Source organism: Dermacoccus sp. UBA1591, assembly GCF_002322065.1.
GTDB lineage: Bacteria > Actinomycetota > Actinomycetes > Actinomycetales > Dermatophilaceae > Dermacoccus > Dermacoccus nishinomiyaensis.
Genome location: NZ_DCNR01000005.1, coordinates 9,041 through 24,639, shown reverse-complemented (window position 1 = coordinate 24,639; position 15,599 = coordinate 9,041). Strand labels below are relative to the sequence as shown.

Here is a 15,599-nt window from a genome sequence, read left to right as displayed (position 1 = left end):
CCGTCGACGCCCTGCTGGTCGACCAGGCTGGGGCGGCCCTGGGTGAGGGTGCCGGTCTTGTCGACGACGAGGGTGTCGACCTTCTGCAGTCGTTCGAGGGCCTCGGCGTTCTTGACCAGCACGCCCTCGCTGGCGCCGCGCCCCACCCCGACCATGATCGACATTGGCGTGGCCAGGCCCAGCGCGCACGGGCAGGCGATGATCAGCACGCTGACGGCGGCCACGATCGCGAACGGAAGCCGCGGCTGCGGGCCCATGGCCAGCCACAACCCGAAGGTGGCCAGGGCGACGGCGATCACGACCGGCACGAACACCGCCGAGATCTTGTCGACCAGTCCCTGGATCGGGGCGCGGGACCGCTGCGCCTGGGAGACCAGGTCGACGATCCGGGCCAGGGTCGAGTCAGCGCCCAGACCAGTGGCCTCCACCACCAGGCTGCCGCCCTGGGTGATCGTGCCGCCGATGACCCGGTCACCGGGGCTCTTGTCGACCGGTACCGGCTCGCCGGTGATCATCGACTCGTCCACATACGCGTGACCATCGACCACGGTGCCGTCGGCCGGCACCTTCTCGCCCGGCCGCACCCGGCACCGATCGCCCAGCTGCAGCTCGGCGGCCGGCACGTCGGTCTCGGTGCCGTCGGCCCCGATGCGGTGCGCGGTGGCCGGTGACAGGTCGAGTAGGGCGCGGATCGCGCCGGAGGTCTGGTCGCGGGCCCGCAGCTCGAGGACCTGGCCGAGCAGCACCAGGGTGATGATGACTGCCGCGGCCTCGAAGTAGGTGCCGACCCGGCCGTCCATCACCCGCATCCCGGATGGGAACAGCCCCGGCGCCAGCACCGCGACCACGCTGTACAGCCACGCGGCACCGACACCCAACGACACCAGGGTGAACATGTTCAGGTGACGGCTGACCACCGACTTCGCGCCGCGCACGAAGAACGGCCACCCAGCCCACCACACCACTGGCGTCGACAGGGCGAGCTCGAGCCACGGCGCGACGCTGCCGGGCAGCGCACGACCCAGCACCATGGGCACCATCACCATCGCCACCAGCGGCACGCTCAGCACCGCCGCCACCCGGAACCGGCGACGCATGTCGACGAGCTCCTGGTTCGGGCCTTCGTCGAGCCCGGCCAAGACCCGCTCCAGCGCCATGCCACAGATCGGGCAGTCACCGGGGCCATCGCTGCGGACCTCGGGGTGCATCGGGCAGGTCCAGTCCCCTGCAGCGACCGCACCGGCCACCACCGCCGGCTCGCCCATGGGGTGCTGGTGATCGGTCGGGTGGTCGTGGTGCTGGGCGGCCGGCGCGTCCCCGCCGCCGGCGGGTTGCAGGAACATCCCGCACTTGGGGCAGCGTCCCGGGTGGTCGCTGGTCACCTCGGGGTGCATGGAGCACGTGTAGTGGGTGGTGTGGTCGTGGGTGGCGGTGGCGGCCGGGTGGTTCATGGGGTGCTCCTCGAGACGGTACTGCCGGTGGATGGCGGGGCGGTGGTCAGTGCTGGGAGCCGTGATCCATCATGCGCATCATCAGCCACATCATGAGCATGCAGCCGATGGCGGGCACGAGGGCGGCCACGACACCGCCGGCGGCGAGGCTGGCACGTCCGGCCCACAGGTAGCCGACGACCACGAGCAGCATCGGGGCGCACATCAGCAGGTGCATCCAGTGGTGGGGCTTGCCGTGCTGGTGGGCCGCGCCGTGCTGGTGGGTGGTGCTGCTGGGGTCCTCGTCGGTCATGGGGCCGGGCAGGGGCTGGCGGGGGTCCTCGCCGAAGGAGCGGGGGGTCTGGTCGGGGCTGGTGTACATGGCGTGTCCTTGTCTGCTCGGGGAAGGGGTTTTCCTTCCACTTCCATGGTGACGGGGCGAGGTCAATGCGCCCCCGAGCTTTGGTGAAAGTCTGGTCAAGACCTGCAGACGGTGATGGTGCGGTTGCCGCAGCGGGCAGCCGCACCATCAGTGCAGGCTTGAGTGGCCGGCATCGGCCGGGGCATGTCAGTAGCGCAGGGTCGTCATCATGCCGAGTTCTGCGTGGTAGATGTTGTGGCAGTGCAGCATCCAGGTGCCGGGGTTGTCGGCCTGCAGGTCGGCCTCGACGGTCTCCATCGGGCGGATCAGGACGGTGTCCTTGCGCAGCCCGGCGCTGCCGGGCAGGGCCCAGGTGTGGCCGTGGATGTGCATGGGGTGGGCCATCATCGTCATGTTCGTCATCCGCAGCCGGACGCGTTGGCCGCGGCTCACGGCAAGTGGGGTGTCCTCGCCGAAGCGTTTGCCGTTGAGGCCCCACGCGTAGGGCTTCATCTGGCCGTTGAGTGCCACATCGAGGGTGATGTCGGGCTTGCGGTCGCGCAGTCGTGCGCTGTCGGCGGGCTTGAGCTGAGTGGTCAGCAGGGCCTTGCCGTCGAGTTCTGCGACGCGGGTGTCCGGGGTCGGTACGCTGCCGGAGCCGGTGCGCACGATGGCCCGGGCCGGGGTGCCCTTCTTGCCCTCGGGCGCGGCCTGCAGCACGAACACGCCGTCGCCCAGCGTGATGGTCGCATCCAGTCGTTCTCCCATCGCGAGGTAGACGGCGCTGGCCTCGGTGGCGGTCACGGGGAAACCGTCGGTGTGGGTGACGGTGAGTCGATGGCCCTGCAGGGCGAGCTTGAAGATGGTGTCGGAGGAGGCGTTGATGACGCGCAGTCGCACCTTCTGCCCGGGCTTGGCGGTCAGGGTTCGGGGTGCGGCGGGGACGCGGCCGTTGACGAGGTAATGGGGGTATGTAACGTCGCCGGCGTCGCCCAGGGGGGACATGCCGTGGTCCATGCCGCCCATGTCGTGGTTCATGCCGCTGGACACGGTGCCGTTCTGGGCCTTGAACGCGGCGAGGATATCGTCGGGAGAGGTGCCGACACCGTCGGTCCAGTCGTCGAGGGTGACGACCCATTCGTGGTCGTAGCGGCCGGGTTCGGCGGGGTCGTCGATGACCAGCGGCTCGTACAGGCCGCGGTCGATCTGCACCCCGGTGTGGGGGTGGAAGAAGTAGGTTCCCGGGTCGGGGGCGACGAACTGGTAGGTGAAGCTGCTGCCGGCCTCGATGGGTTGCTGGGTGACGCCGGGCACACCGTCGCTGGCATTGCGCAGGGCGATGCCGTGCCAGTGGACGGAGGTGCTGGTGGGCAGCTTGTTGTCGACGCGCACCTGCAGCAGGTCACCGGCGCGGGTCCGCAGGACGGGGGCGTCGAGGGTCTCGTCGTAGGCCCAGGTCCTGGCCGTGACGCCGCCCAGGTCGAGGGTGACCGGCCGGGGCGTGAGGACGTGGTTGACGGTCTTTGTGCCGGGGGCGGCGACCAGCGGGGTCTGGCTTGGGATCGTCAGCGGGGAGTTCGGCGCGGCGGGTGCTGCGGCCGGGGTGTTCTTGGCGTCGCAGGCGCTCAAGGCCCCTGCCGCGGCCAGACCGAGACCGGTGAACAGGACGTGGCGGCGGGAAAGTGTGTTCATGTCCTCGAGCCTGTCGGGCGCGGATAAAGCCCCCGGCAAGGGTTGGTCAAGATCTGGTCAAGAAGTCACGGTGGGCAGTGCCAGCGCGAAGGTCGCGCCGTGGCCGGGGCCGTCGCTGTGGCCGGTCAGGTCGCCGCCGTGGGCGCGGGCGATGGCGCGGGAGATCGCCAGGCCGACACCGGTGCCGCCGTCGACATCGCGGGTGCGGGTGTCCTGGACACGGTAGAAGCGTTCGAAGACGTGGGTGAGGGCCTCGGTGGGGATGCCGACGCCGTTGTCGATGACGCGGACCACGGCCCGGTCGTGCTCGTGTCCCATCGTGACCTCGACCCGGTTGCCGGCCACCGTGTGTTGCAGGGCGTTGCGCAGCAGGTTGTCCAAGACCTGCCCGATGCGGGCGGCGTCCACGTCGACGCGCAGGCCGAGGACGCTCTGGGCGTGCAGCGTCACCCCGGCGGCGTCGTAGGCGTGGCGGGCTGCGGCGACGCTGGCCGTCACGACCTGCGCGAGGTCCTGGTGGCTCAGGGACAGCGGGATGCGGCCTTCCTCGGCACGCGACACCTCGGAGATGTCGGCGGCCAGGGCGGCAAGCCGCTGGTTCTGCCGCAGCAGGATCTCGACGGTTGCGGGGGTGAAGTCGACCACACCGTCCTGCAGTCCTTCGAGGGTGACCTGGGTGGCGGCCAGCGGGGTGCGCAGCTCATGGCCCAGGTCGGTGAGCATGCGTCGTCGGGTCTGCTCGGTGGAGGCGATCTGGCTGGCCATGTGGTTGAAGGCGTTGGCGACCTGGGCCAGCTCGGGGCTGGCCGAGGTCATCGTGACGGGTTGGTCGTAGTGTCTGGCGGCGACCTGTTGGGCGCCGTCCACGAGGGCTTCGACCCCCCGCGACAGGTTCCGGTTGAGGACGGTGGCGACCCCGAGGGCGGCGAGCATCGCGGTGCCCAGACCCACGGCCAGTGACACCAGGCCGGCGTCGTGGAAGGCCTGCTGCGCGTGCTCGACGACGTCGGGCTGGGCGTGGCCGGCTTCGTGCATGTGCATTCGGAACCATGCCGGGCCGACCAGCAGGGCCGTCAGCACCATGGTGGCGGCCATCGCCGCCACCACGGCCATCTGGGTCCACAGCAGTCGGCGTCCCCAATTGCCGCGCGGGTTGGGCGGCATCACTGCCCTCGGCCCATCCGGTAGCCGACGCCGCGCACCGTCTGCACGAACCGAGGCTGGGAGGGGTCGTCACCGAGCTTCTTGCGCAAGTGCGCGATGTGCACGTCGACCAAGTGGTCGTCGCCGACCCAGTCCTCGCCCCACACGGCGTCGGTGAGCTGGCGGCGGTTCAGCACCCGGCCGGGGTGTTCGGCCAAGGCCTGCAGCAGGTCGAACTCGGTACGGGTCAGCTCCACCGGTGAGGCGTCGAGCTCCACCCGACGAGACGACTGGTCCACGGTGAGGGCGCCGATGCGCAGGACCGAGGCCGTGGTGCCCGCACCGCCGGCGCGGGGGCGCCGCAACAGTACTTGGATGCGGGCCACCAGCTCGCGCGGGCTGAACGGTTTGGTCATGTAGTCGTCCGCGCCGACCGACAGCCCGATCAGCTTGTCGACCTCGTCGGCGCGGGCCGTGAGCATCAACACGTAGCAGTCGCTAAAGGTGCGCAGTTGGCGGCACACCTCCACCCCGTCCATGCCCGGCAGGCCCAGGTCCAGCACCACCACGTCGGGGGCCGTGGCCCGGACAAGGTCAAGCGCGACCAGCCCGTCGCCGCAGGTCTGGGCCGACATGCCGGCCCGCTCGAGGTAGTTCTTCACCGTGCCCGACAGAACCGGCTCGTCGTCGACGACCAGGACACTCGGCGCAACCGCAGCAGACGCGCTATTCATGACACCACCTCACCACGAACCCGGCCGGGGATCACTTCGACGGTGCGGCACTGGGCATCATCGTCGAGTGGTCCATGCCCGTCATGCCACCCATGTCGTGGTTCATGCCCGGCATGCTGACCATGTCGTGCTGCGTTGAGGCGGGTGCCGTCGGCGTGTAGCCCATGACGGCAGGGTCGAGCATGCCGAAGATCATCGCGACGTGGGCCACCACCAGGAACACGGCCACCATCGCCACGTGCAGGCGACGGCGCCCGGCCTCGCTGCGACCCAAGAGTCCGGCCTCCAGCAGGCTGATCACCAGTAGCGGCAGGCACCGGCCAGGTAGGAAAGGACAGCGATCACGTCCGCGGGGCCACGCCAGCCGCCGTGGACCGTCAGCGGAACCACGGCAGTGATGAGCAGGTGCTGGCCGATGAACACCCACACCGGACCCGCCAGCAGCCCGGCCCAGTGACTCACCTTCGTCACCCATCCCGGCGCCGGCCGATCACCGCGACGAGCCAGCAGCATCACCAGCTCGGTGATCGCAAGGGTTTCGGCCAGCACCACCGGAAGTGCCATGAACAACAGGAGGTTCCACGGCTGCCGTACGGCCAGCAGTCCCATGTAATGGGTCATCGGCATCCCCTCCATGCCCGACCCCGAGGTCAAGTCAGGGGCGATCAGGGCCAAGGCGGCAGCTGCGAGAGTGCCGACACCCAGGGCAAACAGCGGCACTGTACGGGAGGAGTTCTCGTTCGAGGTCGTGGCCACAAGCCTCGAAGCCCCACATCGAGGCCCGGGCAAGGGAATGTGAAGATTCGGTCAAGCCGGTCTCCGGGTAGACATGGGGCCAGAACAGACCGTCACCATGGGGCCAATCGAAGTTGACAGAGCCACAGGATGATGAGCACCGCGCCGAGGGAGAACTGCGCGAGCTGGGCGAACGTCAGCGTCATGCGCGCTCGACGGACGCCTCACCCGCGCCGAGATCGCGGATGGCGGCGCGCTGCGCGAGGCGGTGCTCGCGACGGATCTGCGCGGCGCGGAAGCGGCGCTTCTCCTCCTCCGTCACCGGTTCGAGTGTCGGCACCTGACGCGGCCTGCCCGACTCGTCGACGCCGACCATGACGAGGAACGCCGTCGCGACGTGGACCGGGGGCGTGCGATCGTCCCACCGTGTCGTCTCGACGCGCGCGCCGACCTCCATCGACGAACGACCCGCCCAGTTGACCTGCGTCTTCACCGTCAGCACGTCACCGACGCGCACCGGGGCCAGGAACAGCATCTCGTCCATCGCGGCCGTGACGGCGGGGCCCTGCGCGAAGCGCGCCGAGACGGCGCCCGCGGCGTCGTCGACGAACTTCATGATGTTGCCACCATGGACGGTGCCGAGCAGGTTCGTGTGCTGGTTGCCCATGATCTGGCTGAGGACGAGTTGTGTGTCGGAAGGAGCGGTCATGACCGCCATTGTCTCGCAGGATCTCAGCGGTTCGTGACGAGCCCGGCGCCCTCGAGGTGGGTGAACTCGTTGAACGTCAGCAACCGAGGGCCGTGACGATCGATCGTGATGCGCGTGACGCCCGTGTTGACCGCCGCGAGGGTGAAGTGCTTCCACGCGTCGAGGCTGCCGCCGGCGGTGAGGTGAGCCGCCGTCCAGCACACCGGGCCGGCCGACGTCACGACGACGACGTGCTCGTGCGCGGCGTCGACGAGATCGTCGAGCGCCTCGTTCGTGCGCGAGGTGAACTGCTCGAAGCTCTCCGGGTACTCGTGGTCGTACTGGCCGCCACTCCAGCGATCGACGGCCTTCTCGAACGTCTCCTCGAACGCGATGCGCGGACGCAACGTACGCACCATGTCGGCCTTCAGCACGAGCATGTTCTTGTACGCCGGTTTGTACGCCGTCAGGAGCGCGCGATGATCGAGCTCGTTCCAGCGCTCGTCGAGACCACGCGCCACGACGCGCGGGGCATGCGCGGCGATGATGGCGACATCAGGCTGTTCATCGGGTTTCGGGTGAGGGGGCTTGCCTCTGGAGGGTTTTCTCGGCGCGTGTGTGGCGGCGTCCTGGGTGCTCTCCAGGTGTTGCGCTCGGTCTGTTTCTCGGTCGCTCGACGCCGGGGCGGGCGGCGTGGCCGGCGCCTCCGATTCGTCCGCGCGGGGGTGAGCGGGCGTCGTCACGTGTGTGGGTTCGGTGGCGGGGACGTCGTCGAGATGCCAGCCGGCGCCCGCGGCGATCTCGGCGAGAGTCTGACGGTGGCGCTTCATCGAACCACTGACGATGAGGCTCGGTGCGACGCCGTGCGCGGCGAAGTGCTTGCCGAGCAGATACGCCTGCTCGTGGCCCGTCTCGGAGAGGTTGTCGTAGTCGGACTTGCCGAAGGACGCCTGCCCGTGGCGCACGAGCCAGACCGAACGCGTTTCCATGGACCAATCTTGCCGCACCACGTGCTACCCGCGGGTAGCCTTTCGTCGTGCATTCCACGACCGCCCTCGAGGCCACCGTCACGACCACGAGCGGGCTCACGAGCCACGTCACCTTCATTCCCGTCGACGACCCGGCGGCGCCCGTCCTCGTCATCCGACCGGCGTTCGGGGCGCCCGCGTCGTACTACCGGCACCTGACGCAGGCGCTCGCCGAGGCGGGGCTCGCGAGCCTCGTCGTCGAGTACCCGGGGCGGGAGACGCGCGACGGAATCGGGCGCGAGACGACGTACGGCTACGACGCGCTCGCGACCGGGGTGCACGAGAGCGTCGTGACGCACGTGCGCGAGCTTCGGCCCGACGCCCCGGTCGTGCTGCTCGGGCACAGCCTCGGCGGGCACGTGTCGATCTTCGCGGCGGCGCTGCACCCGGATGGGCCGGCCGCGGTCGACGGCGTGATCCTCGCGGCGTCGGCGAGTCCCTACTGGCGGGGGTACGGGGCGCCCGGCAGGGTGCGCTCCTTCGCGGGGACAGCGCTGATGGCGACCGTCGCGCGCGCCGTCGGGTACTGGCCGGGCGACCGGCTGAAGTTCTGGGGGCGCCAATCGCGGGTGCTCGTGCAGGACTGGTCGCGGATGGCGCGTACCGGGCGCGTGCGTCCGTCGGGGGCTCAGATCGACTACGAGGCGGCGTTGGGGGCCTATGGCGGGCAGGTGCTCGCGATCTCACTGCCGAACGACTCGTTCGCACCCGTCGGCGGGCTCGAGCAGATGCTGCGCTGGGTGCCTAAGGCGCGCGTGACGCGCTGGCACTCGCCGGACGATCTCGGGCACATCCAGTGGGTGCGCCGCAACGCCGACGTCGTGCCCGTCATCGCTGCGTGGGTCGAGGAGAACATCGCGGCTCGGTGACGGGTGCGTGATGGGTGTTGACGCCTGGCGGCGGGGGTAGTTGCACGAGTCATGTGCATCTGCACGTGGAATGTGCGGCACATTCCTCGTGCAGATGCGCAGAAGTCGTGCAGCTAAAAACTGCGATTGCGTCCGGTCGATGACGAAGCGTGCAGGTTCCAGATCCGACGAGCGACGTCGACGTACTGCTCGCGTGGGCCTGCGGTGGAGGGTGTCTCTGGTTCGGCGGCGCTCTCGCCATCGCTGTCGAAGCAGTGGACGAACGTCGCGTGGACGAGGGTGAGGACGTCGTCCGGGCTCGTGCACGCAGGCAGTCCCGAGGCGATGTACTCGGCCTCGGTGTCGAACTCGTCCGACGGCGCGCCGATCTCGGCGAGCCCGAGGAGGTTTGCGGTGTAGAGGATCTCGCTGATGCGGGGTGCCACCGTCGAGCCCAGCAGGCGCGCCGGGATGACGTGTGGCTCGCGCTGTTCGCGCGTCATGCGCCAGGCCACGCCGCCTGGCTTCTCGGTGACTGCGTAGGTGAAGGTGCCGTACTCGGTGTTGCGGTACCAGACCAGCGCGACGCCGTCGTCGGCGGCACGGCCGTCGGGCAGGGCTCCGTCAGCGACCCACCGTCGGTACTTCTCGGCGCGGCCCGGTTCACCGAACAGGTGGGGGCACGCGCTGCCGGGAAGGAAGCCCAGGCCGTCGTCGAGCGGTGCGAGTGGGCCGAACGAGTCGGTCGACGACGCCTCGAACCAGCAGTTCATGCCGACGCTGATACCGGCCAGGACGGTGCCGTTCGCCGCGGCTTCGCGCAGGAGGTCGGGCAGGCCGTGCGTGCGCCAGATCGCGAGCAGGTTGGCCGTCGACCCACCGCCGACGTAGACGACGTCCTGGGTGAGGACGTGGCGGGGGTCGCAGGTCCAGTTGGCGTTCGCGGACTTGGTGAACAGCGACAGGACGCTCGTCTCGGCGCGCCCGGCGAAGGCTTGCTCGAACTTCGCGGCGTAGCCGAGGTCGTCGCCGCTGGCCGTGGGGACGAAGCAGACGCGGGGACGCTCGGCGCGCGTCAGCTCGAGGATGTGCTCGTCGATCGGCGTGATGGCGCCCTCCTGAGAGAAACCCCCGCCGCCGAGGGTGACGATCGTGCCGGTGAAGTTCGTCATCCCTCGATTGTCGCCGAGGCAATGCGTGGTGGCGACAGACTTTCAGTCGGCGGGGTTTGGTCTGCCGTCGGGTGTGAGTGCGGGTGCAAGTGCGGGGCGCCGGTCCGTCGTCGTGACTCACCGTCATGGGTCGTCGAGCTCGTCGCTCTGGGCCCAGCTTCCGGCGTGGTTGAGGACGACGGTGAATGTGGACGAAAATCGCCGATGGGTACGAGAATCGCAGGTGAGCACACGCGTCGCCGGCGTGGATCGTGAGATGCCGGGGTGAATGCGACGGCTCGCACTCACCCCGGCATCTCACGCCCGGGCCCGACCGGCGTTCACGCGACGGGTAGGGGGCTCCCGTCATGGACGGAAAGCGCGGGGCGGCTCAGGCCGCAGCCTCCACCGGAGCGTGCGAACCGTGCGCCGCCAGCGAGTTGGCCGGCTTCGTCAGGGGCTTCGGGGCCACCTTCGCGTGGTGCTTGCCGGCCGGCTTGGCCTTCGGAAGCGCCTTGTTCGCGTCCTTGCCGTGCGGCTTGGGTGCGGCCTTCGCGTGAGCAGGCTTGGGTGCAGTCTTGCCATGCTTCACCGTCGCCAGCTTGGGCTGCGGCTTGGCCTTCTCACCCGGCTTGCCGTGCTGCGCCGGGGCGGGCTTGCCGTGCGCCTTCGCCTCGCCCGGGTGCGCCGCCTTCGTGCTCGCGGTGCTGCTCTTCGAGTTGGACACGCTCGTCGTCGTGCTCGAGCTGTTGCCCGTCGAGCTGGACGCGCTCGACGCCTTCGTGCTCGTGGACGTCGTCGTGCCGGACGTGGCGCTCGTGCTCGGCGAGGTGCTCGTCGACGAGCTGGAGGTGCTCGTCGTGGGCGCGCTCGTCGTGCTCGACCAGCAGCTGCTCGAGGCGGCCCAGGGCGACGTCCCGGCCTGGTTGTATAGCTCGAGGGCGGCGGCGTCCTGCACCGACGCGGGCGCCGAGGCGGCCGTCGTGTAGCCGGCGGAGGCCGACAGGCCCTTCCACGTCGAGTTCAAGAACTGGTAGGCGCCCGAGGCGCCACTCGAGGCGTTGACGGCCTGGTAGTTGCCGCCGCTCTCACAGGACTTGATCTTGGCGAGCACCGATGACGCGGACGACGAGGACGTCGACGTCGCGGCGCTCGCGGTGGAGGCCAGGCCCGCACCGGCGACGCCGACGAGCGCGATTCCGCTCGCGAGCGTCATGGCGCGTTTGCGCTTCTGCTTGGGTGCGGCGTCCGTGGTGTCGTGCGAACGGATCGGGTCGGTGGTGGCGTTGAAGTGGGTCATGACTGTCCTTTCGTCGGTCTGTTGACGTCATCCACCGTGTCGACGCTTCGTTGCGGGAGGCTGACGCGACTCTGACGGCGACGAAACGTTGTGAGCCTGCTGTGAGGCGTGCCGTCATCGCATCCTGTCGACGGCGGGCGGCTCTGATCGCTTGTGGGGCAACAGTTTTCGACAGAAGCACCGCGTCGGGCGAGCCGCCGGGCGAGGGTCCGTCGGTGCCTCAGAGAGGGCGCGTGACGGCCGGCGTTCTTATCGAAATCAAAGGCGGGGTTCTTAGCGTCGCCGTCATGAAGGCACTCATCGTCGACGAATCCGGCCGCACGTCGGCACGTCTGCAGCCGGCGCTCGCGCAGGAGGGGTACGTCGTGCAGGCGGCCTCTCAGCGCGGCGAGGCGCTGTGGTTGGCGAGCGAGGCGGAACCCGACGTCATCGTCATCTGCAGCGCACGACCCGGCACGCACGACGTCCCCGTCGTCACCGCCCTGCGCGGCGACGGCGAGCGCGCGCCGATCCTCGTCATGGCTCGCCGCGGCGAATCGGCCGACCTCGTCGACGTGCTCGACGCGGGCGCCGACGACGTCGTCACCTCACCCGTGCCGTTCGCCGAGGTCGCCGCGCGTCTGCGAGCTCTGACGCGCAGGGCCCCGCACCTCGTCGAGGACGAACTGCGCGTCGGGACCCTCCGTCTGGATCGAGCGGCGCGCGTCGCCGTCAGGACGCTCGACGACGCCACCACGGGTGACGCCGGCATCGATCACGCCAGCATCGGTGACGCCCTTGCCGAGCCGGGCGGGGCCACCACCCGCGACGTGGTGAGCGGCGCGCAAGGGGGTGAGGTGGCGATCGACCTCACCGCCCGCGAGTACGCCGTCCTCGAACTGCTCATGCGCAACGCGGGGCACGTGGTGTCACGCGCGCGCATCGTCGACGACGTCTGGGGCGGGCTCGATGCGGCGACGTCGAACCTCGTCGACCAGGTCGTCAGCCATCTGCGGCGCAAGCTCGACCGCCCGTTCGGTCGCCACGACATCACGACGGTGCGTGGCGTCGGCTACCGCATCGTCGACTCAGCCGCTCAGCTCGACGGTGTCGTGCGACGCGCGTCCTGACGGGCCCCACCCCCGGCCTGCCCGGGCAGCACGACGCCCCCGTCAGGACAAACCCTGACGGGGGCGTCACCGGCACGACACATCGTGCCGAGAGGTCTTACGTGGCCCAGCAGCTGGAGCTGGCGGCCCAGGGGGAGGTGCCGGCCTGGTTGTACAACTCGAGGGCTGCGGCGTCCTGCACCGACGCGGGCGCGTACTTGGCCTTCGAGTAGCCCTTGGCGGCGGAGAGACCCTGCCACGTCGTGTCGAGGAACTGGTAGGCGCCCGAGGCGGTCGACGACGGGTTCTGCGCCTGGTAGTTGTTCGAGCCCTCGCAGAACTTGATGGCGGCGAGCGTGCTCTGCGCGCCCGAGCCGGTCGCTGCGGAAGCGGTGCTCGCGAGGCCGGCTCCTGCGGTGCCGACGATGGCGACTGCGCCGGCCAGGGCGGCGGCGCGGTGACGGATGTTCATGGTCGAGTGCGACATGTGGCGTCTCCTCGGAAAGTGTGAGCGGGCACGAAGTGGTGTTGCTCCGTGCGGGTTCTCCACCTGTCTAATGACCGAGCCCCGGCCCGCCGCAAACGCGCGACGCCCGCCGAGCCGTGGCTCGACGGGCGTCACCCGGGAAAAGCGTTGCGTCAGCGCGATGCTCGGCGACGCATGACGAGCGTCACACCCGCCGCAGCGAACGCGAGCGCGGCAGCGCCCGCCAGCGCGCCGGTGTTCGACGACGGCGCGACGCGGTCGGTCTGGACGACGGGGCCGGCCGGCTTCGACGAGGCGTGGGACGCGCCCGGCTTGTGCGGCATCCCGCCCGGCATCTGCGGCATGCCGGACATGCCCATGAGCGTGGTGAACCAGGCGTCCCACTGTGCTTCGGACGCGTTGGCCGACGGCGGCTTCGGCAGGCCGAACATCGTGGCGACCTTGCCGGCCCACGCGTCGTACTCGGCGTCGGAGGCGTCCATCGCGGGCAGTGTCGGCAGGCCGAGCAGCTTCACGACGGCCTTGACGTACGTGTACGCCTGCGCGTCCGTGGCGTTCTCACCCGGGAAGGGCGGCAGGCCGAGGGCCTTCGACGCCTGCTGGAACCACGCCTCGATCTGCGCGTCCGTGGCGTTCTCGCCGGGGAACGGCGGCAGCTTGGCAGCCAGCTGCTCGATGGTGGCGGGCATCGTCGGCTTCGGGGCGGGCTGCTCGGCGAGGGCCGGAGCGGCGAACGAGACAGCGACGAGCGCGGTGCCGAAACCGGCGGCGACGCGGGAGGTGAGTGACACGTGAGTCACCTTTCGATGAAGGCCCGCGAGGCTCGGTCTCGAGCAGATCGGGCATGCACAGCCCATTATGAGCTACTTCACAGGGTGGCGGCGACTCGGCGAGCTGTGCGCTCAGCGGATACGCGAACTATCGCGCCCAGTCGCGACGGCAACGTGCGGGTTGGGTGCTCCCGCGCGCTCACACGCCCGTCCGACGGAGCGTGCGAACCCGCACTCCCGTCGAGACAGGACGTGCGGGTTCGTCGAGGGGCAGAGGCGATCAACCGGCGCGGTAGGCGGCCCATTCGTCACGTGTCGGGACTGCGAGGACGCAGATGTTCTTCCACGTCGAGCCGAGCTGACGCCCGAATCGTCCCGTGTTGTACGGCAGGCCATAGCGTTCGCAGATCTCGCGCACCTTGGGGGCGACCTCGATGTAGCGGTTGCTCGGCAGGTCGGGGAAGAGGTGGTGCTCGATCTGGTGGCTGAGGTTGCCCGTCAGCGTGTGGAACGTGCGGGTGCCGGAGATGTTCGCCGAGCCGAGCATCTGCCGGATGTACCAGTCGCCGCGCGTCTCGCCGTCGATCATGCGTTCGTCGAAGGTGTCGACGCCGTCGGGGAAGTGACCGCAGAAGATGACGGCGTGCGCCCAGACGTTGCGCAGCGCGTTCGCCGCGACGGTGCCGCCGAGCGCGCGCAGCGCCGTCGAACGGAAGTTCGTCGGTCGTCCGAGGGCCTTGCCGACGAGCGCGCCAACGGTAGCCGCAGCGAGCGGCGTCGCGACGTAGTCCTTGGCGACCATCGCGATGGCCTTGTCGCGCAGCGCCGCGATGTCGGCCATGACGGCCTCGCGCGACTTGTACCCGGCCTTGTACTGATCCCACTCGATGTCGTAGCTCGCGATGCCCCATTCGAACATCGGCGCGAGCACGAGGTTGACGAGCGGGTTCGCGAGGTCGCGCGGCTTCCACGGCTGGTCGTCGCTGACGCGCAGGATGTTGTAGCCCACGTCGCGGTCCTTGCCGATGACGTTCGTCCACGTGTGGTGCAGGTCGTTGTGCGTGTGCTGCCAGCCGCGGGCGGGCGCGACGAAATCCCACTCCCACGTCGTCGAGTGGATGTCGGGGTCGCGCATCCAATCCCACTGGCCGTGCAGGACGTTGTGGCCGAGCTCCATGTTGTCGAGCACCTTGCCGAGCGCGATGAGGCCGACGCCGGCGCTCCACGCGATCTTCGAGCGGCTGCCGATCATGCAGACGCGGCCCGCGAGTTCCGTCGCACGCTGGATCTTCACCATGCGCTTGACGTACGCAGCGTCCTTCGCGCCGCGCTCGGCGAGCACCTCGTCACGGATCGCGTCGAGTTCGGCGCCGAGGCGTTCGACGTCGTCGTCACTGAGGTGCGCGGCCGTCGGCGGGCGCACGGCGAGGTGGCCGTGCGTCGGCAGGACGCCGGTGCGCTTGTCGGGCTTCGCGGCCGCGCGGGCCGTCTTCGAATCGGCGGCGCCGGGCTTGAGGGCGTTGAGGACGGATGTCATGAGCTGAACTCCTGGTCGGGTTCGTTCTCGCCGGATTGGGAAAGAGGACGTGAGGTGGCCGCGCGTCCGGTCAGCGCGGCGTGACGGGGCGTCGAGGGGCTGACGACGCAGCGGGATCGTGCGCTCAGGGCGGGCGCGTCGGGTCGGCGGAATGCGCCGTGGGTGGTCATGGTGACGTCATCGCTACTCACGCGTCGAGGTGGACCGGGCCCACGGCGGCGCTGATGCAGGTCTGGATGAGTTCGCCCTCGTCGGAGCACAGTTCGCCCGACGACAGATTGCGCACGGTGCCGCTGACGAGCGGCGTCAGGCAGGTACGGCAGATGCCCATGCGGCACCCGGACGGAAGCAGGACGCCTGCGTCCTCGCCGACCTCGAGCAGCGTCGTGTTGCCCTCGGCGCTCGCCTCCTTGTCGGACTTCTCGAACGTGACGACGCCGCCGCGCGCGTCGGGGTCGGCGAACAGGGTCGGGGCGAAGCGTTCGACGCTCAGCTCGTGCGGCAGATCCTCGCTGTGCCAGAGACGTTCGGCGTCGTCGAGCATCTCCTGCGGCCCGCAGACGTACGTCTTGCGGCTGCGCCAGTCGGGGCAGAGCGTGTCGAGGTC

The 15,599-nt window shown here is 69.8% G+C and carries 15 protein-coding genes and 1 pseudogene; 2 read left to right on the top strand and 14 right to left on the bottom strand.

Going from position 1 to position 15,599, the window contains the following annotated elements; translation table 11 throughout:
• The 8 genes and pseudogenes from B2284_RS00970 to B2284_RS00930 form a co-directional block, all read right to left on the bottom strand.
• Positions 1-1,451, bottom strand: a 1,451-nt coding sequence (locus tag B2284_RS00970) for an HAD-IC family P-type ATPase (protein WP_286697082.1), incomplete at its 3' end; no start/stop codon positions are given.
• A gap of 46 nt (positions 1,452-1,497) precedes the next feature.
• Complete coding sequence (locus B2284_RS00965; RefSeq protein ID WP_136788871.1) at positions 1,498-1,812, bottom strand: hypothetical protein; 315 nt, start codon at positions 1,810-1,812, stop codon at positions 1,498-1,500.
• Positions 1,813-1,998: 186 nt separating this feature from the next.
• Positions 1,999-3,483 (bottom strand): multicopper oxidase family protein, encoded by a 1,485-nt coding sequence (locus B2284_RS00960; RefSeq protein ID WP_074046244.1) that lies wholly within the window; start codon positions 3,481-3,483, stop codon positions 1,999-2,001.
• 57 nt (positions 3,484-3,540) lie between these two features.
• Positions 3,541-4,647 carry a sensor histidine kinase gene (locus tag B2284_RS00955; RefSeq protein ID WP_240742566.1) on the bottom strand — a complete coding sequence of 369 codons (1,107 nt, stop codon included), beginning with the start codon at positions 4,645-4,647 and terminating at the stop codon, positions 3,541-3,543.
• Positions 4,647-5,360: a response regulator transcription factor gene (locus B2284_RS00950; protein WP_006945505.1), complete on the bottom strand. Its 714-nt coding sequence runs from the start codon at positions 5,358-5,360 to the stop codon at positions 4,647-4,649. The genes B2284_RS00955 and B2284_RS00950 overlap by 1 nt, the downstream gene beginning before the upstream one ends.
• A 31-nt stretch (positions 5,361-5,391) precedes the next feature.
• Positions 5,392-5,969: pseudogene (locus B2284_RS14345) on the bottom strand (DUF6803 family protein).
• Between the two features lie 328 nt (positions 5,970-6,297).
• Positions 6,298-6,804 carry an acyl-CoA thioesterase gene (locus B2284_RS00935; RefSeq protein WP_006945484.1) on the bottom strand — a complete coding sequence of 169 codons (507 nt, stop codon included), beginning with the start codon at positions 6,802-6,804 and terminating at the stop codon, positions 6,298-6,300.
• A gap of 23 nt (positions 6,805-6,827) precedes the next feature.
• Complete coding sequence (locus B2284_RS00930) at positions 6,828-7,772, bottom strand: histidine phosphatase family protein (RefSeq protein WP_136788872.1); 945 nt, start codon at positions 7,770-7,772, stop codon at positions 6,828-6,830.
• A gap of 47 nt (positions 7,773-7,819) precedes the next feature.
• On the opposite strand from B2284_RS00930, the gene B2284_RS00925 reads away from it, so the two are divergent.
• Positions 7,820-8,680 carry an alpha/beta hydrolase family protein gene (locus B2284_RS00925; RefSeq protein ID WP_006945519.1) on the top strand — a complete coding sequence of 287 codons (861 nt, stop codon included), beginning with the start codon at positions 7,820-7,822 and terminating at the stop codon, positions 8,678-8,680.
• Positions 8,681-8,793: 113 nt separating this feature from the next.
• Here B2284_RS00925 and B2284_RS00920 read toward each other — a convergent pair whose 3' ends face one another.
• Both B2284_RS00920 and B2284_RS00915 read right to left on the bottom strand, forming a co-directional pair.
• A complete protein-coding gene (locus tag B2284_RS00920; protein ID WP_136788873.1) occupies positions 8,794-9,831 on the bottom strand; it encodes a Type 1 glutamine amidotransferase-like domain-containing protein in 1,038 nt (345 codons plus the stop codon).
• 370 nt (positions 9,832-10,201) lie between these two features.
• Positions 10,202-11,110 (bottom strand): transglycosylase family protein, encoded by a 909-nt coding sequence (locus B2284_RS00915; protein ID WP_240742563.1) that lies wholly within the window; start codon positions 11,108-11,110, stop codon positions 10,202-10,204.
• 287 nt (positions 11,111-11,397) lie between these two features.
• Here B2284_RS00915 and B2284_RS00910 point away from each other — a divergent pair, with 287 nt between their 5' ends.
• Complete coding sequence (locus tag B2284_RS00910) at positions 11,398-12,219, top strand: response regulator transcription factor (RefSeq protein ID WP_062256333.1); 822 nt, start codon at positions 11,398-11,400, stop codon at positions 12,217-12,219.
• Positions 12,220-12,316: 97 nt separating this feature from the next.
• Here the strand turns inward: B2284_RS00910 and B2284_RS00905 are convergent, their stop codons facing one another.
• The 4 genes from B2284_RS00905 to B2284_RS00890 all read right to left on the bottom strand — a co-directional run.
• Positions 12,317-12,685, bottom strand: a complete 369-nt coding sequence (locus tag B2284_RS00905) for a transglycosylase family protein (RefSeq protein ID WP_083604028.1) — start codon at positions 12,683-12,685, stop codon at positions 12,317-12,319.
• Positions 12,686-12,837: 152 nt separating this feature from the next.
• On the bottom strand, positions 12,838-13,476 hold the full coding sequence (locus B2284_RS00900; protein ID WP_136788874.1) for a hypothetical protein: 639 nt from the start codon (positions 13,474-13,476) through the stop codon (positions 12,838-12,840).
• A 259-nt stretch (positions 13,477-13,735) separates the two neighbouring features.
• Positions 13,736-14,992 carry a fatty acid desaturase family protein gene (locus B2284_RS00895; RefSeq protein ID WP_006945549.1) on the bottom strand — a complete coding sequence of 419 codons (1,257 nt, stop codon included), beginning with the start codon at positions 14,990-14,992 and terminating at the stop codon, positions 13,736-13,738.
• Between the two features lie 187 nt (positions 14,993-15,179).
• The coding region (locus tag B2284_RS00890; RefSeq protein WP_286697081.1) for a 2Fe-2S iron-sulfur cluster-binding protein at positions 15,180-15,599 on the bottom strand (420 nt) is incomplete at its 5' end.

Coding starts and splice junctions, on each gene's coding strand:
- B2284_RS00955 (WP_240742566.1), bottom strand. CDS start 4,647: ATGCCGCCCAACCCGCGCGGCAATTGGGGACGCCGACTGCTGTGGACC.
- B2284_RS00895 (WP_006945549.1), bottom strand. CDS start 14,992: ATGACATCCGTCCTCAACGCCCTCAAGCCCGGCGCCGCCGATTCGAAG.
- B2284_RS00920 (WP_136788873.1), bottom strand. CDS start 9,831: ATGACGAACTTCACCGGCACGATCGTCACCCTCGGCGGCGGGGGTTTC.
- B2284_RS00935 (WP_006945484.1), bottom strand. CDS start 6,804: ATGACCGCTCCTTCCGACACACAACTCGTCCTCAGCCAGATCATGGGC.
- B2284_RS00965 (WP_136788871.1), bottom strand. CDS start 1,812: ATGTACACCAGCCCCGACCAGACCCCCCGCTCCTTCGGCGAGGACCCC.
- B2284_RS00950 (WP_006945505.1), bottom strand. CDS start 5,360: ATGAATAGCGCGTCTGCTGCGGTTGCGCCGAGTGTCCTGGTCGTCGAC.
- B2284_RS00910 (WP_062256333.1), top strand. CDS start 11,398: ATGAAGGCACTCATCGTCGACGAATCCGGCCGCACGTCGGCACGTCTG.
- B2284_RS00930 (WP_136788872.1), bottom strand. CDS start 7,772: ATGGAAACGCGTTCGGTCTGGCTCGTGCGCCACGGGCAGGCGTCCTTC.
- B2284_RS00960 (WP_074046244.1), bottom strand. CDS start 3,483: ATGAACACACTTTCCCGCCGCCACGTCCTGTTCACCGGTCTCGGTCTG.
- B2284_RS00915 (WP_240742563.1), bottom strand. CDS start 11,110: ATGACCCACTTCAACGCCACCACCGACCCGATCCGTTCGCACGACACC.
- B2284_RS00905 (WP_083604028.1), bottom strand. CDS start 12,685: ATGTCGCACTCGACCATGAACATCCGTCACCGCGCCGCCGCCCTGGCC.